Below are 22,206 nucleotides of genomic sequence, written 5' to 3' on the forward strand. Positions count from 1 at the left end.
TAACGCTAACAGCAGGTTAAGGTTTATATATGCGAACATTGTTCTGGCGCTCTTTGGTCGTGATTTTTATCACGCTAGGCATTATTGGAGCAATTTTACCAGGTATGCCCACAACAGTGTTTTTGATTCTAGCTGCATGGGCAGCTTCAAAAGGATGGCCACAAATGGATGATTGGTTGTTAAACCATCCCAAATATGGCCCAACATTACGTGATTGGCGAGCCAATGGTACAGTACCACGTAAAGCCAAATGGATTGCAAGCATAATGATGGCAATCAGTGGCCTTATAATGCTGTTTACTTCAGCACCGCTTTGGGTCAAGGTTTTTACTGATACTACCATGTTCATCGTTGCAGTTTGGTTATGGCTACGCCCTGAGCCAAAATTAAAAGATTGATAATCTTTTAATTTTGGCGCAAGACAAGTTCTTCATATAAATTTTTACTTAAACTCAAAGTATTTGAGTTGATATAAGAGAATAAGTTCAATGTCTCAATTTAAGCTCGAAGAAGCAGATGTCCTCATCGATTTAGCAAATCAAACATTAACTTTGCCTAAACATAATAAGTTTTATGTCATTTCTACCGGAAAGAACGGAATTGGTGAGCAAGAGAATACTGGTAGGACTCCACGTGGATGGCATAGGGTTGCAAAAAAAATTGGTGCACAATCTCCTCAAAATGCGGTTTTTATTGCACGTAAGCCAACAGGGGAGGTCTATAGTAGTGAACTAGCAGCACAATTCCCTGAAAGAGATTGGATATTGTCACGTATTCTTTGGTTAGATGGCTTAGAAGAAGGCTTTAATAAAGGCGAAGGTCATGACACCATGCAGCGTTATATCTATATTCATGGCACACCTGATAAAGAACCGATGGGTGTGCCCATGTCACATGGATGTATTCGAATGCGTAATGAAGAAATCATTGAACTGTTTGATTTAGTCTCTGAAGATGCATTGGTTTATTTGTCTGAGCAATCTTTGATCTAAAATAAGATTTTAAAAATTCTTATTTAATTAGCTGAATGATCAAAATATTAAAATAAGTGCTTAAATAAAATACAAAAAATTGTTTTTTACTTAATAATGACTTATTTTTAATCATTCATTCGCATTTTTTTGAAAAGTTGTCGAAAAGCGTTTGACACCTGTTAAAGATTCTCTATAATGCACCTCACAAACGATGAAGACGTTAAGGGCGCTTAGCTCAGTTGGTAGAGCGTCTGCCTTACAAGCAGAATGTCGGCGGTTCGATCCCGTCAGCGCCCACCAAGCCTTTACGTTAAGCTCTCAAGTGCAGCGGTAGTTCAGTTGGTTAGAATACCGGCCTGTCACGCCGGGGGTCGCGGGTTCGAGCCCCGTCCGCTGCGCCACTTAAGACTTAACATCGTTTACCCCACAATTGCGATATTGTGAAAGTGCAGCGGTAGTTCAGTTGGTTAGAATACCGGCCTGTCACGCCGGGGGTCGCGGGTTCGAGCCCCGTCCGCTGCGCCACTTTTGACTTAACATCGTTTACCCCACAATTGCGATATTGTGAAAGTGCAGCGGTAGTTCAGTTGGTTAGAATACCGGCCTGTCACGCCGGGGGTCGCGGGTTCGAGCCCCGTCCGCTGCGCCACTTTTGACTTAACATCGTTTACCCCACAATTGCGATATTGTGAAAGTGCAGCGGTAGTTCAGTTGGTTAGAATACCGGCCTGTCACGCCGGGGGTCGCGGGTTCGAGCCCCGTCCGCTGCGCCACTTTTGACTTAACATCGTTTACCCCACAATTGCGATATTGTGAAAGTGCAGCGGTAGTTCAGTTGGTTAGAATACCGGCCTGTCACGCCGGGGGTCGCGGGTTCGAGCCCCGTCCGCTGCGCCACTTTTCAGTTCGGGTTGTGTTTGGAAGATGATTTAAGATGTAAAAATTTTAAATCGAAAAATTAATAATTTATTAGTTTTTTCTTCTTGGGGCGCTTAGCTCAGTTGGTAGAGCGTCTGCCTTACAAGCAGAATGTCGGCGGTTCGATCCCGTCAGCGCCCACCATATATGTGACCATACTTTATTTTAAAGTATTGTAGTGCAGCGGTAGTTCAGTTGGTTAGAATACCGGCCTGTCACGCCGGGGGTCGCGGGTTCGAGCCCCGTCCGCTGCGCCATTCTCTTGATTCCCTTGTCTAGAGAATGTAGAGTATGAAGATACATTCGCTATCTTTTCTCATTAAGGGCGCTTAGCTCAGTTGGTAGAGCGTCTGCCTTACAAGCAGAATGTCGGCGGTTCGATCCCGTCAGCGCCCACCATAATTTCTATCAGAAATTTAAAATCCCCTAAATTCATATTCATCTATAAATATCCTATACTTACATGTAAATTTATTTACTATGTGGTTCGGTGTAGATACAACTTTTCTATTCTAAAAATAAAGACCTTATATCTTTAATTTATTCTTTTTACTGATCGCTATTTTTTTAGTTTTTAACATTAGTATTTCTTCATGCTTTTGATGAGATTCCTCAAGCTCATTAAATTGCGTTACTAGTGGTTAAAGATAAGCATCTAGCCTGTAATTTACTAGTTCTAGCTAATATCAACTTTGTATTTGTACCGATCACTAATATTTTCACAAAAAAACTGCTATTTTTTTAAATAGCAGTTTTTTTATTAAATTATTTTTTAATATTCGTTTAAAATCCATCCACTTGCATATGCGAAATATTCCCGTAACCATGCATTGTAACGAGTAGCTAATGGTGTTTCTGCCGCTACCCCATAAACTTGGGTATAGCCCTGTTTCTTTGCAATTGCTATTGCTCTAGGAATATGAAAATCACTTGTCACAATAGCGATTGGCTGCTCTAAGGTAATGTGGTGCTGTTCTAATAAGGGTTTACTATTTTTTAAGTTAAGCTCTGTGCTAGTGCTTTTATCTTCAAGGATCATTTGATCTCTTGCGATATGATACTTTTGTTCAAGATAACGAGACATAACTAATGCTTCGCTTTCTTTTTCTGAAAAATCAAGACCACCTGTTAGAACAATCTGTGCTTGCTGCTGTTTTAGGGCTAGAGGGGCGGCCGTATCTAAACGTTTTGCAAGAATTGTGGATGGCTGACCATTCTCAACACCGCTTCCTAAGACAATAATTGCTTTTACAGGAGGAATATTATTTGAAGTATCTTTATTTTCTTTAATAAAGCTAAAAAAATAGCCTAAGCCAATTAACCATATCCAGAAGCATAACCATCCAAAACGCCAAAGTGTATGTAAGCGATAGTGATAGAAGAAAAAGCGCTCTAAATGATAATAAAATAAGGAATATAGGCAGAAGAAAGCACCTAAAATTAAAGGAATAATGGTGCCTACATTAATTTTATTGAGACAAATTAGAACTAATCCATCTAGAAATAAAATTGAACCAATGATTGCTAGGAAAATACGGATCCACTTACTGACTTGCATTGTGCTTAGAGTTGCAATTTAAATTGCAGACAGTGTATGCAAAATCATTCTGAATGCAATAAAAAACCGAGTAAAGCATTTAAGCTATTACTCGGTTTTAGTTTTTATTGATCTTTAATAAACATCACGGCGGTAACGACCTTGTTGTCTTAAATCATCTACCTGTTCTTCACCCAGAATTTCGATAAGTGCTTGATCGACTCCACTTGCCATACCATCAATACTACCGCATACATACAGAACAGCACCGCGTTCTACCCAGCTTACTAATTCTGCTGCGTTCTGACGGATTACATCTTGAACATACATGCGTTGTGCTTGATCTCTCGAAAAAGCTAAATCGAGGCGCTTTAACATTCCTGTGGTTTTCCATGCCTCAATAGTTGATGCATAGAAGAAATCACATGCTCTTTGACGTTCACCAAAGATTAACCAGTTTTCAGTGTAATCATGACGCGTACGGGTGTGTAATAGGCTCATTAAGCCAGCAATACCAGTTCCGTTACCAATACAAATAATAGGGCGGTTATCATCAATAAGATGGAATGATTCATTGGTACGAATACGCAAAGCGATTTCATTATTAACTTGTGTATGTTGAGTTAGCCAACCCGAACCTAAACCTAAATTACCAGACGCATCATATTGTTGACGAACCACCAAACGTAGGACTTGCTGAGAAGGAATACTCGCAATCGAATACTCTCGCGTTGGTAGAGTAGGGAGCTGCTCTAATAAATGATCCAGATTGGCAAATGGTTCAATTTCACCAGTTAAATCTTTATTCCAAAGCGCTTTTTCGATTGAAATCTGCAATGAATCAACTTTTGAATTTTTAAGAATATGATGCTTTTGCAAAAAAGCATGAATACGTTCAGGACTATTACCAGGCTGGATTTCAGCAATATCACCCGCTTGCCATATCGCCTCATGATTTGCTTTAAGTTCGATATTATAAGCAGGCTGACCTAAGCTATTTGGATTGAGTAAATCACGTTGCTGCAATGTCCAACTATCAAATACTTTTTCCAGATTTACCGCATGCAAATCTAATTTAGTTGCCTTCGCGAGAGATTGATTCCATTTTTGAATATCCGATGGGTTTGCATTATCAACTTCAATTGTATTGAAGAGAGCATGGGCACCATTTGCTTTAAGCCAAGCATCTACTGCATGGCCAAAACTACAATAAGTGTCTGGGTATTCTTTAGAGCCCAGCGCTAGAATAGCATAGTTGATGTGCTTAAGATCCACATTCAATTTTAAAAGTTTTTTAGCAAAGCTTGTAGCAAGATCAGGAGCATCACCAGTACCATAAGTACTGATCACAAATAAAACCTGCTGATGTTGCTCTAAATCAGTTTGTGTTAGCTGCTGTACAGGTTTTACCTGAACGGGTTGATGAGCCTCTTGTAAACTTGTTGCCGTACTCCAAGCGAGTTGTTCAGCTACGCCGGTTTGAGTTGCATAAGTAATAAGCCAAGGCTCTGCATTTGGATCAATGTATTGTCCTGCTAAAGACTGACGAGCCGCCTGTGTTAATTTTTTCTGTTTACGGCGTTTAAGATACAGCATCCACCCAGTAACCAAGAACAAAGGCATTGCTAGAGAAGCAAGCATTGCAACGAATTGATAAATTGGTCCAAAGAAGCTACCGCGGTGTACGGGTAACATGCTGCTCATAATCTTTTGATTAAGCTTTTTGTCTTCGTAAAGCTCCATCTTTTCGATGTTGCCAGTTTGATAATTATAGATGGCTTGGTTACGTGCCCGCTCGTGTTGTGGGATAGCATCGACAAAGCTTAACTCAATTTTTCCATCATCTTTTTTCGGTAAGCTTAATGTTAGAGTCGAATAATCACGTCCAACCTGACTATTGAAGCCACTCCATGTTTGATTAAGTGCTGTAATGAGTTGAGTATTATCTAATTGAGGCTCTGATTTTTTATCATTATTACGGTCAGATTGTTTACCGTGCTGTATTCCACGATTTTGATTTTGAGGAGCAGCGCCATGATCTTGTCGTTTAGGCTGTTCAACTCCCATCACTTTGAACATGCCACTACGCCACCAATCATAAGACCAATATAGTCCTGTACATGCGAAAAGAAGATAAAAAACAATGACCCATGTGCCGACAACAGCATGTAGATCCCAAATAAAATTCCGGCCTTTGAGTTTCGGTTTAACAGCAAGCCATTGACGAACAGAGTGCTTTTTAGGCCAACGTAAATATAACCCACTGAGTACGAAGTAAATTAGCATGAGTGCGCAGGCACCAGTAATTTGTTTACCAACTTCACCTGCTGTTAAATTACGATGAATTTGTTGTATGAGTAACAACAACTTTCGGCCTTTAACATCTGGAAGAATCTCAGCGTTATAAGGATTCACCATCATATTATAGCCACGGCGTTCACCTTCTTTTTCAATATTTACAATAGAAGAAGAGGTTGGGTCCTTGGCGATCGTAATGCTATTAATTTTGATTTCAGGTTGTGTTGTATTGAAATGTTGATATAGCTGAACAGGAGTTAATTTTGGAGTGTTTTCAGCTTGTACAACATAACTATCAGAATTCACCCATTTTAAAATTTGTTGGTCATAAGAATAAATTGCACCTGTAACACCCATAATGGATAAGATTAGGCCAGCAGTAATACCCAGAAACCAATGAATTTGAAATAAAATTTTTTTAAACATGGTCGAAAATGTAAATATGATGGAGATCTTGTAACGAAGTATAGCCGAAGATTGGGGAGATAATATGGATTTTGGAGATAATATTAATTTTCATTATCATTTATTTTTAGCTTAATAAAAAACCTCCATGAGGAGGCTTTTTATAGAATCTAGAATTACAAGGTTTTTGGTTCACCTACAGATTCTTTTAAGTGTGTGCGAATTGTGTTGAACGAGAAGTTTTTAGAATCCATACGCTTAGGTAGGATATAAGCACCTTGTTGTTCTTGGCCTTTTGGATCTTTTACTTTGAAATTGACCAAAATAAAATCAGGTGTATTGTACCATTCGTAGATATTTTTCCATCCAATAGTACCTACGCCTTCTTGTAAGCCCATTTGTTGACGCATCACAATACCATGAGGCTGCACACCTAAACGAATACCTTTGATTTCCTGTACCGGAAATTCATTCATTTTGCGTTTAACGTACCACTCTAGTCCGTATTTACGACCTAGGTAGTAAAGCACTACAGCAACAATAGCAACCCAGCAAAAAACAGTAGAGTAGTTCTTAATAAAAATAAGACCTAATATAGCTAGGGCTAAAACGACACCCATAATTGCCCAAATTTTTGTGCTGATTTTATTAGTGCTGCGCCAGATAAGAAGCTGTGCATTACGTTGTTCAGCTTCTGACACGTCATAGGGAACAGGCTGAAGCGTATAAGCGTATAAAGTTTTCGCGGTCATAGTGCAAATAACAAATTGTAAACTGTTTTAAGTTTAGCATTAATTGGCATAAGTCAGGAAAGGATATTATGCCAATTTCATACTAATTTCCGACTCAAATTTATAACGATGCAAGCTCGCTGGCATCATTATCAAGATCATGACTTAGGCGTTGTTTTAGCATACTAAAACGGTTCAATACACCAAGCATGAGTGATAGCTGCTGTAAAATGATGAGTGATTTTTGATCCTCTTCATTATTTTGACTCAAACGTTGACGTATCGTCTGAAGCATATTTTGTGCTGTAAGATCAGGCATCTCATCTCTTAATAGAGCACCTTGAATATCATCCAGCGCTTGGTCTAAGAGTTTAAGAACAGCTTGATCTTGAATGCTTTCCCGATGTGCTCCAAGTGCTGCGATATAACTTAAAAATGTATGGTTTAAACATAAAAATTCAAAGATATCCGACTTACGGGTAGGGTCAAAGTCTGGCTCTGTTGCTAAAGTTGAAATAAGTGAAGCAACCTCGGCATCTGTATTATGAGCAGCACGTCTTACAATACGGTAATTCAGCGCATGATTGCGACCTTCATGATATTGTTTAACAACTTCAGCTAAATAATTGCATTGAGCTTGTAATGAACGTCTGATGTTGCGAGGTAAGCGTCGGAATTTCCAGTCAGGCCAAATAAATGTCACTCCAAACCAAGCTAGGGCACATCCAATTAAAGTATCTACAAATCGCGGAATAGCAGCAGCCATTGCCGAGCCATCTAGATTAAAGTTAATTAATGCCAAAATTGTAATAAATGCGGTTGCTTGAGCATATTGCTTACTGCGTAACTCAAAAAACAGTACCCCGCTCAAGATCAACATTAATAGTTGTCCTTCGACGGAAGGCACGAGAAATACAATGGTAAGACCAACAATAATTCCGACTAATGTTCCGACAATTCGTAAGCGTAAGCGACGTTTGGTTGCGTTGAAGTTAGGTTGGCTTACAAATAGGGCTGTAAGCATAATCCAATAGCCGTACTCGATATTGGTCATTTGAATCAGCACATACCCAATAAAAAGAACAATTGAGACGCGAATTGCATGGCGGAAAAGTACAGATTCAGGAGTTAGATTTTGCTTTATTCGGATGACAATATCGTTCCATCCTTGTAAATCATCATCTTTAAGCTGGTTCTCTGCTTGTTTAACTTTATCAGACTGAATGTGTTGTTCCGTTTCTAAGTTAAGTAACTGAGAGTCGATAGATTTTAAATTTTGGTATAAAGCGAAGAGAGCATTTACCCATAACAGATCATAATGCTGATCACGTCTTAGCTTCTCTAAAGATAGTCTTAAGTTCTCAAAACTCTGCTTGAAGCGTTTGTTATGGTTATAAGGTTTGCGTTGTAAAATACATTCGTTTAACTCTTGGCAAGCTTTGCCTTGAACCGCCAAAATTCGTTGAAATCTAAATAAAATATCACTGTGCTGAAAAATTTTGGCTAACTTTTGATAGTCGATATGGGCTGAGTCAGCCCGCTCATGAATGTCTTGAGCGACAAAATAATAATGTAAGCTTCGGCGTGTATCTTTTTGCCCACGGTCACCTTTTAAACGAGTCAATAAAGCTGTTTTTAAGTCATTAAAAATCGTAATTAACTTACCATTTTCTAATGACAGCTCAATCATACTTTGCTGATAGCTGGCAGGAGTCATATCTACATCAAATAAATTTGATTTTGCAAATAGAAAATCACCTAGAGATGCATAAGACGCTGCGAGTTTATCTTGAAGTTGGCGAACCGGAAATAGTAAAAAGCTAATAGTAGCAATGAGGCCATACCAAGCAGCACCTGCAACTAAAAGAGCAGGTTGAATATACCAGTGATCAAAAAGGTGAACACCCAACATGGTATAGACCGAAACAACCAAACAGCCATAAGAAATAGTGGCGTAACGACGTCCTAATGAACCTAGTAAAATCCAGCCAATACATGAAGCAATCAACCCTAAAGCAAAAGCCATTGGGTAGGGGAAAAGTAGTTGTACAGAAGCTGCGGTAACGAAGAACCCAATATAAGTATAAATTAGGTTCATGATTCGCACGGAAAAGCGATCATCAATATCACTCAAACCTGCTGCGACTACACCTAAAGTGAGTGGAATAGTTGCTAATTGATAGCCTAAAAAATAAGGCACGAAAGCAGTTCCTGAAAAGGCTATCAGCATTCGCACGTTATACATAAATGTTGTGTTATAAGTCGCTCTTTTTAGGCGTTTAAACCAAGATTTCAAATGAAGTCCTTGCTGATCAACCTGAGTGATAAAGGATTTGTGTATTTCTACACCAATGTTGCACAAATCATACGATAGACAGTGTAAGCTTGTCTGTATGCAAATGAGTGAAAAATGAAATATCGTTATGTCTGAACAAACAGCCCAGCGTCAATACTCTATTGGCTGGATTATGTTGCTCGCTTTACTTACGGCTTTAGGGCCGTTATCCATTGATATGTACTTACCTGCGTTACCACAAATGGCCCATGATTTTGGGGTAAGTACGCAAATGGTGGCAAATACACTACCAGCTTATTTTTTTGGTTTAGCCATTGGGCAGTTGGTTTATGGTCCTTTAAGCGATCGTATCGGTAGAAAGAAACCACTTTACTTTGGTCTCGCGCTTTATGCAGTCGCAAGCTTATTTTGTGTAATGGCTACTAATGAATGGAGCTTGATTGCGGCCCGTATTTTACAAGCTTTAGGTGGTTGTGTTGGCGTAGTCATGGCTCGTGCAGCAATACGCGATAAATTGGACGTTCAAGGTTCTGCACAAGCTTTCTCAAGCATGATGATTGTCATGGGACTTGCACCAATTTTGGCTCCTATGATCGGAGCATGGATTTTAATTTGGTTTCCGTGGCAGGCTATTTTTATTGCGCTTTCAATTGTGGGTACACTATGTTGGTTGTGCGTACATTTCTTTTTTAAGGAAACTTTGGCAAATGATAAAAGGCTTAAGCTATCACTCTATCAAGTGGTGACTTTATATGGAGCTATTTTCAAAGATGCGAGTTTCCGCTTACCTATGTTTGCAGGCTGTTTAACGGGGGCTGCATTATTTTGCTATATCAGCTCAGCACCTGCAGTGTTTATGGACCAGTACGGACTTAATCAGCAAGAGTTTGCTTACGTATTTGGACTAAATGCTTTTGGCATCATGTTAATGTCCTCTTTAAACAAGCATTTAACAACACGTGTTGAAATTACCAAACGCTTAAAATCGGGTTCACTTGTGCAAGTGACTGGAGCCATCATTGTATTTACTGCTGGTTTAATTCCTGCGGCGCCTTTATGGCTGGTTATGGTAGGGTTATTTTTAGCTATTTCAGGCATTGGTTTAACAGGCCCAAATGCTATGGCGTTAGCAATGTCCAAACAAGGTGCTCGCGCTGGAACGGCAAGTGCAATTATGGGAAGTATGCAATTCGCTTGTGGCCTTTTAGGAGGCGTGCTTCTTAACTTCCTGATTTGGTCCGCATCGCTCAATATGGGCGTAATGATGGTGTTATTTACACTAAGTGGTTTTATTGTCGTCTTGAAAGCGACACAACAGGTCAAAACCAAGCCATTCTCATAACTTGACGAGAATGGCCACTTATAGCTTATTCGTCTAGAAAAACTGTGAAATGTTCAACAGGTTCTCTAGGCGTAATAAAGGTATTTACAATATGATCTGGGTCAGCATGACCTAATGCAATTGCACATACCAGTTCTTCATCATCTGATGCACCTACTATATCTAAAACAATAGGGTGAAAATGATTCCAAGCTGCTTGTGGGCATGTATCTAAGCCACGTGCCTTGGCAGCGACCATCACGTTTTGGATCATCATTGCGATATCCATTTTAGAGCCGATTCCCATCGTTTTATTTACGGTAAAGAAAAGGCCGACTGGTGCATCAAACAATTTAAAATTACGTAGCTGCTGTTCAGCCATTTTTTCTTTTTCGCCCTTTTTGATTTCGAGTAAACCGTAGAGTCCCCAACCATTCTCGCGGCGGCGGTCAATAAAAGGGGATATCCATTTTTCAGGGTAATAGGCAAAAGTCTCTTTATATTGTTCTGCTGGCTCAGGATTTTTTGAAACTTCAATTTGTGCAGCGCAGACACGTTCAACCATTTCATCACGCTTTTTGCCTGTGACCACATAGACTTTCCATGGTTGAGTGTTCGTTCCAGAAGGTGCTCGACTTGCGACTCGTAATATATCTTTAATGACTTCTGGCTCAATTGGAGTATTTAAAAAAGCGCGGACAGAATGTCGAGAAGTGATAGCTTCATCAACGAGACGAACTTGTTCCAGATTCATGCGTACTCCTATATCTTTTCTTAAATACTTAATACTTTTTTGAAGTTTAATTTCATGTTTTGAAAGTACTTCATTTATAAGCAAAAAATATTAGAAAAGGGATATCCTTAAAGATATGATGATGTGTTTAGTTTGGATATAATGTCTAATTAAATCTAATGTGAATATGCCACTTTAGATCTAAATAGACAAAAAAGTATGATGTTTTTGACTATAAAAATAAATTTATAGCATCAGTTGGATTAAAAATCACTCAATTGAAAAAAAGGTATAATATGTTTAAAAACAGTACAAAACAGATGATTTTGGATAAAAAATAATCGGAAATAACATAAATTTTTAATGAAAAACATACACAAAATTTTAAATTTCTGCATAATACCGACTTTTTTACGCAGGTATGATTTCTCCATACTCATGTTAGGAAAGAAATGGCTGCATACAAAATCCCTTTACAAAAAGGATTTGGATGTAGAAATGGAGAAATACACGAGGAATAAGGAGCTTTACATGAGTTTACCGCTCATCAACAAGCAGTTCATGAAACAAGGATTGGCGATTACCATTGCAACCATGAAAATGAACGTAACTCACGCAACTACTGAGCCACAAGAAATACAACAGCTTGGTACAGATCTAAATGCACTCTTCTCCAATCAGAGGGAAAAGGGCGCAGATAGCCGCGTTATGGCGATGGCTCGTTACAGTCTTTGAAATTCATATCCATTTTAGACATTCGCTCTCAAGTATATGTAAATATGCTTATTGGCTTAAATCCAGATTTTTATAACTCGATTAATTGATGGGAATCATTAAACGAGCTGATTTAGCGGTGGTCATTTGTTAGTTTCCAAGTTTGTAGCCGAGTCGATGCATTCTGTTCACCCAAATGGGAATATGTTCAGTGGTGCGATGAATTCATTTTATCTGAAGGGTGCTTTCTCTCATGCAACCTTCAAAGGCTTAGTGCTGGGCATTATGTTGCTTAAACTTGTGACGTTAATTGCTATTCAAGTGACATTAAAAGTTTTTCCTTAAATGTACTGAAGAAGTCCCTATTTTGAGGGGCTTTTTTGTTTATTGCAGTATTTTGGCTTGTGCTATTAGCACATTAGCAAGAACGTAAGCGGACCGAGTATGAATGAACAACTCAATGCCACACTGATGTCGTGGGTACAATTTTTTAATGATCCTTTATGGGATTTTCTGGTTATTTTCTTGCTGGCTGTCGGTATTTTTTATACGGTCTTAACAGGGGCAGTGCAGATCCGCATGTTCTTGCAAAGTATCCGTGTCATGAAAAGCAGCCGTACAGAAGGCGAAGATGAGCATGGACTTACACCTTTCCAAGCTTTTGTAACGGGTCTTGCGAGCCGTGTTGGGGTGGGTAACATTGCAGGTGTGGCAATTGCGATCGCAATTGGTGGCCCTGGTGCTGTGTTTTGGATGTGGGTAACTGCTGTACTTGGTATGAGCTCTGCTTTTATTGAGTCTACACTTGCTCAGCTCTTTAAAGTTCGAGATAACAAGACTAAACAGTTCCGCGGTGGACCAGCTTACTACATTACCCAAGGTTTACGCAGTAAAACCTTTGGTGTGGTTTTCGCACTAGCACTCATCTTTACCTACGGTTTCGTATTCAACTCAGTCCAAATTAATGCGATTGCTAATGCTTCTTCACATGCTTGGGGTTGGGACAAAGCTAATCTTGTTGCTCATTTAGGTGGTGTTGATCTAGAAATTTCATGGGTTGGCCTTGCGCTTGTTGTTATGGTTGCATTGGCAATTTTTGGTGGTATTAAACGTATCGCTAAATTTGCAGAGATGTTTGTACCTTTAAAAGCTGGTCTTTACCTATCTGTTGCTCTTTATATTGCAATTAGTAACTATGCAATTTTGCCTGATATTTTAAAGCTGATTGTGACTGAAGCTTTCCACTTCAATGCTGCGGCAGGTGGTTTCTTCGGTGCGGCAGTGTCAATGGCAATGATGCAAGGTATTAAACGTGGTTTGTTCTCAAACGAAGCAGGTATGGGTTCTGCACCAAACGCGGCTGCTGCATCTGATGTAAAACATCCTGTAAACCAAGGTTTAGTGCAAATGCTTGGTGTATTCGTAGATACGTTCATTGTATGTACAAGTACCGCAATCATCATCTTAGTTTCTGGCGTATACCAAGACGCAGGCTTTGTTGGTGTTGAATTAACACAACGTGCCTTAGAAACTCAAGTTGGACATTGGGGATCTGATTTCCTAGCGGTTCTATTATTCTTATTCTGCTATTCAGCTGTATTAGGTAACTATGCTTATGCAGAAGGTAATGTACAGTTTATTAATAACAACCCGAAAGTCATGTTCATCTTCCGTATTTTCGTATTGGTGATGGTGTACTTCGGTGCAATCGGTAGTGTTCCGCTCGTTTGGTCAATGGCTGACTTGTTTATGGGTATCATGGCAACCATTAACTTGATTGCAATTTTACTATTAACGCCAATGGCACGTACTTTGTTAAAAGATTACCGCGAGCAATTGAAACGAGGCATTAAAGAGCCTGAGTTTAAAATTGACAAGTATCCGGAATTGAAGAAAAAAGTTGATTCAGATATCTGGTAAGTTTCAAAAGGCCTCTTATACATAAGGGGCCTTTTTTATATAGGGGACAAATAAAATACTTGAGTCTAAATTTTAAACATGACAAATTAAATAAATTCACTACAGCTTTTCACGAAAGTAGCAACTAAAATTGCAATCCGAACTTAAACCTCATAGTACGAAGATGGGCCATGAAACAGCTTAAATTGTGGGTTCTCGGACTCTCTATGGTGTTGGCGGGATGCCAGACCACCACACACTTGTCTGCTGCTCTAAAACCGCAAACGACAGAAGCTTATGCTCGTCCTGTCGATCAACCTTTTGCAAGAATTAAAAAAATGCAAAAACGTCCTGTTGTTGCGCTTGTATTGGGTAGCGGTGGGGCACGAGGCTATGCTCATATAGGGGTGATTGAAGTTTTAGAACAACATGGTATTCGCCCGGATTTTATTGTGGGTACGAGTGCGGGTAGTATTGTTGGGGCAATTTATGCGAGTGGTAAAACACCTGCTGAACTGCGTGATACTGCTTTAAAAATGAAAGCTGGCGATGTCCGTGACATTAGTATCGGTTTAAAAGGTTTTTTTGATGGTAAAAAAGTAGAGAACTACGTTAACCAGCAAGTAAATAACATGCCACTCGAAAAAATGAAGATCCCAATGTATGTGGTGGCAACTGAACTAAAGCATGGCACTAAGACCGTATTTAACTACGGCAATACCGGTCAAGCCGTAAGAGCCTCTGCTTCGATTCCGAGTATGTTTGTGCCAACTAAAATTGGTAAATCTGAATATGTAGACGGTGGGTTGGTGAGTCCTGTACCGGTTGAAGTGGCTCGTGATTTAGGGGCTGATGTCATTATTGCAGTTGATATTTTAGCTCAGCCTATTTACACAGAAACATCGAATGTCTGGGGACTGTTTAACCAGAATATTAATATCATGCAAGGGCGTTTGGCAGCAGAAGAATTACAATATGCAGATGTTGTTATTCAGCCAGATTTAAGAGAAAAAGCACATATTTTTGATGTCAAAGGCCGTGAAGCTACTATGAAATCTGGTATAGATGCAGCTAATGCCAAGCTTTCTGATATTCAGTTTGCTATTGATGAAAAAATAGCTGAACAAAATATGTCTACGGAAGGCTTGAGTGCTCAAAGCCAATAAATAAACGTTAATATTCTGAAAGTTATAAAAAAAGCCCACATAGGGTTTTTTTTATGGAAGTCTAAATCTTCAATTTTTGGAATAAAATTTTTTGTATATTAGAGACATGTTGGATATGCTGAAAACTCTAATGGTTAATATGAAATATTGTTGCCGTTTTTTAAAAATAATTGATTTGTAGTGTATTGAGGCTGACTGGATAAATGATACAGCAACAGGTTAAAAATGGCTTTCCAACATTAGATGATGTTCATGCTGCCGCAGAGCGTTTGGAAGGTTTAGTTGTAAAAACTCCCTTTGTTTTCTCAGAGACCATTTCTAAAACCTTAGGGGCTGAGATGTGGTTGAAATTTGAAAACTTACAATTTACAGCTTCATTTAAAGAGCGGGGTGCTCTGAATAAACTGTTGTGTTTATCTGAGCAAGAAAAGCAACATGGTGTTATTGCAGCTTCGGCAGGCAATCATGCACAAGGTGTAGCCTACCATGCTCAGCGGACAGGTGTGACTGCAACTATTGTAATGCCGAAATCTACGCCAAATGTTAAGGTGCAACGAGTACGTGAGTACGGTGCGCGCGTTATTTTGCATGGGCAGGACTTTTCAGAAGCTGCTGCTGAAATGCATCGTGTTGCACAAGAAGAATCTTTAACGATTATCCACCCATTTGATGATGCTGAAATTATTGCGGGTCAAGGCACCATTGCACTTGAAATGCTTGTGGCTGTGCCTGATCTGGATATTTTGGTTGTGCCAATTGGTGGTGGCGGTTTAATTTCTGGTATTGCAATTGCTGCTAAAGCGATCAATCCAAAAATCAAAATTATTGGGGTGCAATCAGTTGTATACCCAAGTATGGCAAAACTACTTTGCAATTATCAACATGCGGTTTCAATGGGCTCTACTGTTGCTGAGGGTATTGCGGTAAAAACTCCAGGTGAGCTTACGACCCAAGTTGCTAAAGAATATGTTGATGACATTGTCGTTGTCACTGAAGACATGATTGAAGAAGCGATTGCACTATTACTTAATATTGAAAAAACAGTATGTGAAGGAGCAGGAGCGACAGGTATTGCTGCAATTATGTCGCGTCCCGATCTGTTTTTAGGTCATAAATTAGGTGTGGTTCTGTCAGGTGGCAATATTGATACACGTGTTATGGTCTCTGTATTACAACGCCATTTAACCCGTACAGGTCGGATGGTTCGTATTCGTGTTGAATTACCAGATAATCCAGGTGCTTTAGCTCGTTTGACGGCCATTATTGCTGAGCAGGGTGGTAATATTTATGAGCTGCGTCATGAACGCTTTGCGGCAACAAGCCGTGCCAAAGAAAGCGCTGTGAGCGTTGATGTAGAGTTAAAAAGTGCCTCGGACCTAGATTTGCTCATTCAAGCAATGCAATTAGAAGGCTATATTGTTCGTAAAGAAGAGATTTAATCTCTGATATCACTGTGTTATAAAGCTGTATATGGCTCTATCGAGAGTCATATACAAGGTAATTTAAATGGATTAAATTGCCAAAAAAGGGATTAATTTACAAAAAAACGATCAAATCCTTCAATGGAACAGGAAAAACTGACAATTCTCTAAACTTTACCCTTCACAATTTTAAGGTTTAGGTTTTAGTATTCCTTTCATTGTAAATTTGAAGAAATATAGGGATATCCACGCTCAATGTTCAAATCATTTTTTCCATCACCAAGGTATTTTTTTATATCTGCGGTCATTTGGATCGCGCTCAATATGGTGCTCTGGTACTCAGGTGGGAACACATGGGGAACTTTTATCGGCTTTGCTAAGGGCTACCATGATGTTCAACCACCATTAGGTGTGAGCCGTTTTTGGTCTCCCACTTTCTTATGGTTTTATGTTTGGTTTTTAGTCTCTACTGCGCTTTTTGCTGGTTTCTGGAGGACTATATCGAATAACCCTTGGCAACGTTGGTCTGTGTGGGGCTCGGCGTTTATTTTATTCAATATCTGGTTTAGCGTTCAGGTTAGTGTAGCTGTTAATGCATGGTATGGGCCTTTTTATAATCTCATTCAAAGTATGTTGGATCACGGTGGTGGTGATATTAATAAACTTTATATGGGAACAGTTACATTTCTTTTAATTGCGATGGTCGGTGTGACTTTAGCTGTTATTAATGCTTTTTTTGCTAGTCATTATGTATTCCGCTGGCGTACAGCAATGAATGAATATTACACAGAGCATTGGGAAAAGCTTCGTCATATCGAGGGGGCTTCACAGCGTGTTCAAGAAGATACCATGCGTTTCGCCTCTGTTTTAGAAGACCTCGGAGTAAATTTTGTTAAGGCTATAATGGTTTTAATTGCCTTTTTACCTATTCTTTTTGAACTTTCTAAACAAGTTAGAGTACTGCCTATTGTAGGTGAAATTGATCATTCATTGGTCTGGGCTGCAATTGTATGGGCTGTTTTTGGTACTGTTCTATTAATGGTGGTTGGTATTAAATTACCTGGTTTACAGTTTAATAATCAAAAAGTAGAAGCTGCCTATCGTAAAGAACTTGTCTATGGTGAGGATCATGAGGAGCGTGCACAGCCAAAAACATTAAGAGAATTGTTCTCAAGTGTTAGGCTGAATTATTTCCGTTTATATCTGCATTACTCTTATTTTAATTTAGTTAGTATTTGGTATATCCAATTAGATATTTTATATAGTCTAGTTGTTTTATTCCCTTCTATTGCCGCAGGTAAAATGACATTGGGTTTAATTACGCAAATAGGTAATGTTTTTGATAAAGTCCGTGAATCATTCCAATATTTAATTAGTTCATGGAAAACGATTATTGAACTGCTTTCAATTTATAAGCGTTTAAGAATATTTGAGAAAATTTTAGATTAAAAAGTAATCATATCTCTGAAAGATGCCTTGGTTCAAGCCATGGCATCTTTAGAATATTAAGTATTTAGTAGAATAAAAGATTTGGTAAGTTTCTTCGTTTATAATTTTGATTTATATAAAAATATATTTTTGAAAATATTATATTTTCGCGGTATAAAACTTGCTTCTATATTGGTTTTAATTTTGCCATTCGCTTAATTAATAAAAAATAATCACTTTAAGCTATTGTTTTAGATCATTAAATATTTAAATATGAGGTTAAGTCTTTGAAATCTATTTTACTTAAAAGTGCTCTTACGATTGCACTTATGACTTCTGCTAATTTGGTACGTGCGGAATTAGTAACAAATTCTCAAATCAAAAAAATATCAGGTATAGATCAACAATATATTGATTACTCTATTAATGAAAAGAACGATTTTTATTCACATGTAAATGGTATTTGGTTAAAAAATACTGAAATCCCAGCTGATAAAGCAAGTTGGGGAGCTTTTAATCAGCTCCGTGAGTTATCAATCACCCAAGTACATGGAATTGTAGAAGAGCTATCTGGTCAAAAGTGGGTGGATGGTAGTTTAGAGCAGAAAATAGCTACTCTATATGCTAGCTTTATGGATGAAAAAAGTATTGAGAAGCAAGGTGTTAGTCCTCTAAAAAATGAGATAAATCAAATTGATAAATTGAAAAATAAGAATCAAATTGCAATTTTAATGGCACATTTTGCTCGTATTGATGTCAATAGCCCAATACGTCTAAGCATTGAACAGGATATGAAACAATCTACTGAAATGGTGGCTGGGTTGGAGCAAAGTGGTTTGGGTCTACCTGACCGTGATTATTATTTGAAAGATGATAAAAAATTTATTGAAACTCGTGCACAGTATTTAAAGTATATTGAAAAAACTTTAACACTTGCTGGAGACTCGCAAGCCGAGCAACATGCTCAGGAAATCTTAAAACTTGAAACTCAGTTAGCACGAATACAGTGGAGCAACGTTCAAAACCGCGATCTTGCAAAACGCTACAATAAATATAAACTCGCAGATTTGTATAAATTGACCCCTGCATTTGATTGGCAAGGTTATCTAACTGCAACTGAATTAAAAGGAAAAATTGATACTATTCAGGTAAATCAGCCAGACTACTTTCAGGGCTTAAATACAATTATTCAAGATACACCCTTAGATATATGGAAAGCTTATTTTAAATTGCATTTGATAAATAATTTTTCTCCATTACTAAATAGCGCTTTTGTAAATAATAAATTTGATTTTTATAACAAGACACTTCGAGATATTACTGAACAAGAAGCGCGTTGGAAGCGTGGTGTACAGCTTGTTGATAAGATTCTGGGAGATGGTATTGGCAAACTGTATGTTGAAAAATACTTTCCTGCTGAGAAAAAACAACGGATGGAATTATTGGTTCAAAATCTGATTCGTGCTTATGACCAAAGCATTACAGAATTGGACTGGATGAGTCCTGCGACGAAAATACAAGCTCGTAAAAAGCTTTCTCACATGTCAATAAAGATCGGGTATCCAAAAAAGTGGCGTGATTATTCTGGTCTGCACATCGCTAAAAATGATTTAGTTGGAAATATAATTCGTGCAAGTGAGTTTAGATACCAATATGAACTTAATAAATTGGGTAAGCCGGTTGATCGTGATGAATGGTATATGAAACCACAAACGGTGAACGCTTATTACAATCCATCATTGAATGAAATTGTATTTCCAGCAGCGATATTACAACCACCTTTTTTTAATATAAACGCAGATGATGCAGTGAACTATGGTGGTATAGGTGCTGTGATTGGCCATGAAATTAGTCATGGCTTTGATGATCAGGGTAGTCAGTTTGATGAATTGGGCAATATGAGAAACTGGTGGAATGCTGAAGACCACCAGCGTTTTAAAGCTAAAACACAAGCATTGATTGAACAATATAACCGTTATGAACCGATTGCTGGTTATCATGTTAATGGTGAATTGACATTAGGGGAAAATATTGCAGATAACTCCGGGTTAGCAATTGCCTATAAGGCTTATCAAATTGCATTAGATGGTAAGCCAGCCCCTGTAATTGATGGACGGACTGGTGAGCAACGTTTTTATATGGGGTGGGCTCAAGTTTGGCGTGCGAAAACCCGCGAAGCTCAAGCGCTTATCTATTTAAAAACTGATCCTCATTCCCCTGATAAAGTGCGTGGCAATGGAGCTTTAATGAATCAAAAACCATTTTATGAGGCTTTTAAAATAAACGAAGATGATCAGATGTATTTACCACCAGAGAAGCGGGTAACTATTTGGTGATTAAGAAAACCCGCGAAAGCGGGTTTTCTTATTAAGTATTGGATTAGTGCGTTGCATTATAAAAATTAAGGATAGTGCCAACTAAAGACTGCTGCGATTTATCTAAGGTAACTTGAATCTCTTTATAGTTAAAAGTGTCTTCATCATAATATTTGGCAATACCATGGGTTTTATTGTTCACTTGTGGAATTTGATAACTAAAAAAAGCAACTCTTTTAGAGGGATGAACAATATTGATGAGTTTTTTAGAGTCTTTAAATCCGCCAAATTCATTTTCAAGACTTTCTTTTAATAGTTGAGGAAAGTAAAGCGTTGCATTGGGTAAGCCACACCCAACGCAAAATGAAGAATCATAGAGTTCTATTGCTTGTTTGTGGTCTGGACTCATGACTAGAGCAAAACCAGTTCCATTTGCACCTGCATTTGCTTCTACATCTTGCCAGTTACGTGGAACCAGTACTAATCCTGTTTCAGGTAATGCAAGAAGCTTGAGTTGCTTGGCATGTTGAGTATCGAGTTTAAAATTAAAATTGCAGCTTTTAGGTGTGCATTTTTCAAAATCTTTAAGTAAACCATCCTCCATTGGGTTTTGTGCAGTAACGCCATAAAACGGGACTGTAACACCATTTAAAAACTTTGCCTCTCCTAGAGAATAGAACTGATTATCTGCTTTGCGGGTTGCAGCAGAGCTATAAAACTTTGGAAAATGGGGAGTAAAGCTTTTTACTTCTGCATAAACAGTTGAAGTTAGACTGACCAATGCTGTGCATAATAAAAAATTCAGTTTTTTCATTTTTAGAAAGTAATCAATTTAAATCTTATATAAATCTAACATATTCTTTTAAACTAGACGGTAACTCAAAATTTAACGCTATTGTTAACTTCATAATAAAACAGACGTGTAGAGACATGAAAAAATGAAAAATATACTTTCAATTGGTTGTTTGGCAGTAATGAGTTCTTATAGTTTTGCTCAAGAAATCAAAGGTATTTCATTTTCATACCAAGAGTGGGAAATCTCGTGTAGCAATACGGGTACATGTAAAGCCGCAGGCTATCAAAGTGAAGAAAATGGTGATAATCCAGCATCACTTTTATTGGTGCGTAAAGCAGGGGCAAAACAACCTGTGCAAGCTGAATTTGCTTTATCAGACTATGAGCAAAGTTTGCCAGCCAACCAGCTTAAAAATATTCATTTTTATATAAATGGCAAAGATTTAGACGCTGTGACTGTAGATGGTACTGAGTTACCACTTATGGGTAAACTCAACAGCTCGCAAGTCAATGCTGTACTACAGCAATCCAAACAGAAGACTGAAATTGTATTTAAAAATGCACAGCATGAATGGAAAATTTCCGATGCTGGAATGACTGCTGTGTTATTAAAAATGGATGATTTTCAGAGGCGTATCGGAACTGTTGGTGCTTTGGTTAAAAAGGGTAATGCCAATGAAACCAAAGTGCTTATGCCTGAGCCAAAACTACTTGTTAAACGTATTAAGACTTCAAACAAACCTTATTTAACTTTACTGCCTAAAAATAAACAGTATCAAGCAATACACCGTAGTTTGATGGCTGCTAAACCGAATCCGAAAGAAGACGGCTTTTGTGAAGGCGTTTATGGTGGTAATAGCGATGGAGCTGAACCACAGAAAATTGAGTTATATAAACTAACCAATAAGAAAGTTCTGGCGACTACGTTGTGCTGGAGAGGCGCCTATAACGAAGGATATGGCGCTTGGGTGCTCGATGAGTCGTTAAATGGTAAAGCCACGTTTGTGGCTGAATCCGCTTCAGATTTTGATAGCGGTATTATCAGTAGTGCTCAAAAGGGAAGAGGCATTGGAGATTGTTGGGCAAGTGAAGAATGGGTGTGGGATGGCAAAAGCTTTGTACATACTAAGGATATGTGGACGGGTATGTGTAAAGGCTTGGCAGCAGGTGGGGTGTGGGAACTTGATCGAATAGAGTCTGTGGTGAAATAGGTATTTTGCGGTTACAGAGTCATAACAGGTAACTTTAGTGACTC

The 22,206-nt window shown here is 38.4% G+C and carries 17 protein-coding genes and 9 tRNA genes; 20 read left to right on the plus strand and 6 right to left on the minus strand.

The window, feature by feature from the left end; translation table 11 throughout:
- The first annotated feature begins 29 nt into the window (after positions 1-29).
- The 11 genes from AW165_RS12765 to AW165_RS12815 all read left to right on the plus strand — a co-directional run bounded on the left by AW165_RS12765 (position 30) and on the right by AW165_RS12815 (position 2,291).
- Positions 30-398 carry a YbaN family protein gene (locus AW165_RS12765; protein WP_017400240.1) on the plus strand — a complete coding sequence of 123 codons (369 nt, stop codon included), beginning with the start codon at positions 30-32 and terminating at the stop codon, positions 396-398.
- Positions 399-488: 90 nt separating this feature from the next.
- Complete coding sequence (gene elsL, locus AW165_RS12770; RefSeq protein WP_057070566.1) at positions 489-992, plus strand: cell wall-recycling L,D-carboxypeptidase ElsL; 504 nt, start codon at positions 489-491, stop codon at positions 990-992.
- Between the two features lie 206 nt (positions 993-1,198).
- Positions 1,199-1,274: transfer RNA gene (locus AW165_RS12775), tRNA-Val, on the plus strand.
- A gap of 24 nt (positions 1,275-1,298) precedes the next feature.
- Positions 1,299-1,375: transfer RNA gene (locus tag AW165_RS12780), tRNA-Asp, on the plus strand.
- A gap of 47 nt (positions 1,376-1,422) precedes the next feature.
- Positions 1,423-1,499: transfer RNA gene (locus AW165_RS12785), tRNA-Asp, on the plus strand.
- Positions 1,500-1,546: 47 nt separating this feature from the next.
- Positions 1,547-1,623, plus strand: a tRNA-Asp gene (locus tag AW165_RS12790).
- A gap of 47 nt (positions 1,624-1,670) precedes the next feature.
- A tRNA-Asp gene (locus AW165_RS12795) sits at positions 1,671-1,747 on the plus strand.
- Between the two features lie 47 nt (positions 1,748-1,794).
- Positions 1,795-1,871, plus strand: a tRNA-Asp gene (locus AW165_RS12800).
- Positions 1,872-1,960: 89 nt separating this feature from the next.
- Positions 1,961-2,036: transfer RNA gene (locus tag AW165_RS12805), tRNA-Val, on the plus strand.
- 36 nt (positions 2,037-2,072) lie between these two features.
- Positions 2,073-2,149, plus strand: a tRNA-Asp gene (locus tag AW165_RS12810).
- Positions 2,150-2,215: 66 nt separating this feature from the next.
- Positions 2,216-2,291 (plus strand) — tRNA-Val (locus tag AW165_RS12815).
- 373 nt (positions 2,292-2,664) lie between these two features.
- Here AW165_RS12815 and AW165_RS12820 read toward each other — a convergent pair.
- The 4 genes from AW165_RS12820 to yccS all read right to left on the minus strand — a co-directional run bounded on the left by AW165_RS12820 (position 2,665) and on the right by yccS (position 9,159).
- The gene (locus AW165_RS12820) at positions 2,665-3,450 is read right to left on the minus strand and encodes a YdcF family protein (protein WP_060466048.1); all 786 of its coding nucleotides are present in this window, start codon (positions 3,448-3,450) and stop codon (positions 2,665-2,667) included.
- Between the two features lie 114 nt (positions 3,451-3,564).
- The gene (locus AW165_RS12825) at positions 3,565-6,153 is read right to left on the minus strand and encodes a PepSY domain-containing protein (protein WP_060466049.1); all 2,589 of its coding nucleotides are present in this window, start codon (positions 6,151-6,153) and stop codon (positions 3,565-3,567) included.
- A gap of 155 nt (positions 6,154-6,308) precedes the next feature.
- The gene (locus AW165_RS12830; RefSeq protein WP_002116136.1) at positions 6,309-6,884 is read right to left on the minus strand and encodes an SdpI family protein; all 576 of its coding nucleotides are present in this window, start codon (positions 6,882-6,884) and stop codon (positions 6,309-6,311) included.
- 100 nt (positions 6,885-6,984) lie between these two features.
- Positions 6,985-9,159: a YccS family putative transporter gene (gene yccS / locus AW165_RS12835; RefSeq protein WP_017400237.1), complete on the minus strand. Its 2,175-nt coding sequence runs from the start codon at positions 9,157-9,159 to the stop codon at positions 6,985-6,987.
- A 127-nt stretch (positions 9,160-9,286) separates the two neighbouring features.
- On the opposite strand from yccS, the gene AW165_RS12840 reads away from it, so the two are divergent.
- Positions 9,287-10,501: a multidrug effflux MFS transporter gene (locus tag AW165_RS12840; protein WP_060466050.1), complete on the plus strand. Its 1,215-nt coding sequence runs from the start codon at positions 9,287-9,289 to the stop codon at positions 10,499-10,501.
- A gap of 25 nt (positions 10,502-10,526) precedes the next feature.
- On the opposite strand, the gene AW165_RS12845 is transcribed toward AW165_RS12840, so the two are convergent.
- Positions 10,527-11,234, minus strand: coding sequence for a nitroreductase (locus tag AW165_RS12845; RefSeq protein ID WP_060466051.1), 708 nt, complete (start codon positions 11,232-11,234; stop codon positions 10,527-10,529).
- Between the two features lie 510 nt (positions 11,235-11,744).
- Between AW165_RS12845 and AW165_RS12850 the strand changes: the two genes are divergently transcribed.
- The 7 genes from AW165_RS12850 (at position 11,745) to AW165_RS12875 (ending at position 20,177) form a co-directional block, all read left to right on the plus strand.
- Positions 11,745-11,948, plus strand: a complete 204-nt coding sequence (locus tag AW165_RS12850; RefSeq protein ID WP_005064392.1) for a hypothetical protein — start codon at positions 11,745-11,747, stop codon at positions 11,946-11,948.
- Positions 11,949-12,131: 183 nt separating this feature from the next.
- The gene (locus AW165_RS19325) at positions 12,132-12,272 is read left to right on the plus strand and encodes a hypothetical protein (RefSeq protein WP_014207545.1); all 141 of its coding nucleotides are present in this window, start codon (positions 12,132-12,134) and stop codon (positions 12,270-12,272) included.
- Positions 12,273-12,371: 99 nt separating this feature from the next.
- Positions 12,372-13,847: an alanine/glycine:cation symporter family protein gene (locus AW165_RS12855; protein ID WP_017400234.1), complete on the plus strand. Its 1,476-nt coding sequence runs from the start codon at positions 12,372-12,374 to the stop codon at positions 13,845-13,847.
- Positions 13,848-14,017: 170 nt separating this feature from the next.
- Positions 14,018-14,992, plus strand: coding sequence for a patatin-like phospholipase family protein (locus AW165_RS12860; RefSeq protein ID WP_005804673.1), 975 nt, complete (start codon positions 14,018-14,020; stop codon positions 14,990-14,992).
- Between the two features lie 203 nt (positions 14,993-15,195).
- Positions 15,196-16,431 carry a threonine ammonia-lyase gene (locus AW165_RS12865; protein WP_060466052.1) on the plus strand — a complete coding sequence of 412 codons (1,236 nt, stop codon included), beginning with the start codon at positions 15,196-15,198 and terminating at the stop codon, positions 16,429-16,431.
- Between the two features lie 237 nt (positions 16,432-16,668).
- On the plus strand, positions 16,669-17,862 hold the full coding sequence (sbmA, locus tag AW165_RS12870) for a peptide antibiotic transporter SbmA (RefSeq protein ID WP_032005414.1): 1,194 nt from the start codon (positions 16,669-16,671) through the stop codon (positions 17,860-17,862).
- Between the two features lie 266 nt (positions 17,863-18,128).
- Entirely contained in the window at positions 18,129-20,177 is a 2,049-nt protein-coding gene (locus AW165_RS12875; RefSeq protein WP_060466053.1) for a M13 family metallopeptidase, read from the plus strand.
- A gap of 43 nt (positions 20,178-20,220) precedes the next feature.
- Here the strand turns inward: AW165_RS12875 and AW165_RS12880 are convergent, their stop codons facing one another.
- A complete protein-coding gene (locus AW165_RS12880; RefSeq protein WP_060466054.1) occupies positions 20,221-20,970 on the minus strand; it encodes a DUF4850 domain-containing protein in 750 nt (249 codons plus the stop codon).
- A gap of 124 nt (positions 20,971-21,094) precedes the next feature.
- Between AW165_RS12880 and AW165_RS12885 the strand changes: the two genes are divergently transcribed.
- Positions 21,095-22,162, plus strand: coding sequence for a DUF1176 domain-containing protein (locus AW165_RS12885; RefSeq protein WP_060466055.1), 1,068 nt, complete (start codon positions 21,095-21,097; stop codon positions 22,160-22,162).
- Positions 22,163-22,206: the final 44 nt, after the last annotated feature.

Origin of the sequence: Acinetobacter sp. LMB-5, from assembly GCF_001541635.1 — a bacterium.
Lineage (GTDB): Bacteria > Pseudomonadota > Gammaproteobacteria > Pseudomonadales > Moraxellaceae > Acinetobacter > Acinetobacter pittii.

Bases quoted from the DNA above. Each gene is read 5' to 3' on its own strand.
- AW165_RS12765 (WP_017400240.1), top strand. From the start codon at position 30: ATGCGAACATTGTTCTGGCGCTCTTTGGTCGTGATTTTTATCACGCTA.
- elsL (WP_057070566.1), top strand. From the start codon at position 489: ATGTCTCAATTTAAGCTCGAAGAAGCAGATGTCCTCATCGATTTAGCA.
- AW165_RS12820 (WP_060466048.1), bottom strand. From the start codon at position 3,450: ATGCAAGTCAGTAAGTGGATCCGTATTTTCCTAGCAATCATTGGTTCA.
- AW165_RS12825 (WP_060466049.1), bottom strand. From the start codon at position 6,153: ATGTTTAAAAAAATTTTATTTCAAATTCATTGGTTTCTGGGTATTACT.
- AW165_RS12830 (WP_002116136.1), bottom strand. From the start codon at position 6,884: ATGACCGCGAAAACTTTATACGCTTATACGCTTCAGCCTGTTCCCTAT.
- AW165_RS12840 (WP_060466050.1), top strand. From the start codon at position 9,287: ATGTCTGAACAAACAGCCCAGCGTCAATACTCTATTGGCTGGATTATG.
- AW165_RS12845 (WP_060466051.1), bottom strand. From the start codon at position 11,234: ATGAATCTGGAACAAGTTCGTCTCGTTGATGAAGCTATCACTTCTCGA.
- AW165_RS12850 (WP_005064392.1), top strand. From the start codon at position 11,745: ATGAGTTTACCGCTCATCAACAAGCAGTTCATGAAACAAGGATTGGCG.
- AW165_RS19325 (WP_014207545.1), top strand. From the start codon at position 12,132: ATGTTCAGTGGTGCGATGAATTCATTTTATCTGAAGGGTGCTTTCTCT.
- AW165_RS12855 (WP_017400234.1), top strand. From the start codon at position 12,372: ATGAATGAACAACTCAATGCCACACTGATGTCGTGGGTACAATTTTTT.
- AW165_RS12860 (WP_005804673.1), top strand. From the start codon at position 14,018: ATGAAACAGCTTAAATTGTGGGTTCTCGGACTCTCTATGGTGTTGGCG.
- AW165_RS12865 (WP_060466052.1), top strand. From the start codon at position 15,196: ATGATACAGCAACAGGTTAAAAATGGCTTTCCAACATTAGATGATGTT.
- sbmA (WP_032005414.1), top strand. From the start codon at position 16,669: ATGTTCAAATCATTTTTTCCATCACCAAGGTATTTTTTTATATCTGCG.
- AW165_RS12880 (WP_060466054.1), bottom strand. From the start codon at position 20,970: ATGAAAAAACTGAATTTTTTATTATGCACAGCATTGGTCAGTCTAACT.
- AW165_RS12885 (WP_060466055.1), top strand. From the start codon at position 21,095: ATGAAAAATATACTTTCAATTGGTTGTTTGGCAGTAATGAGTTCTTAT.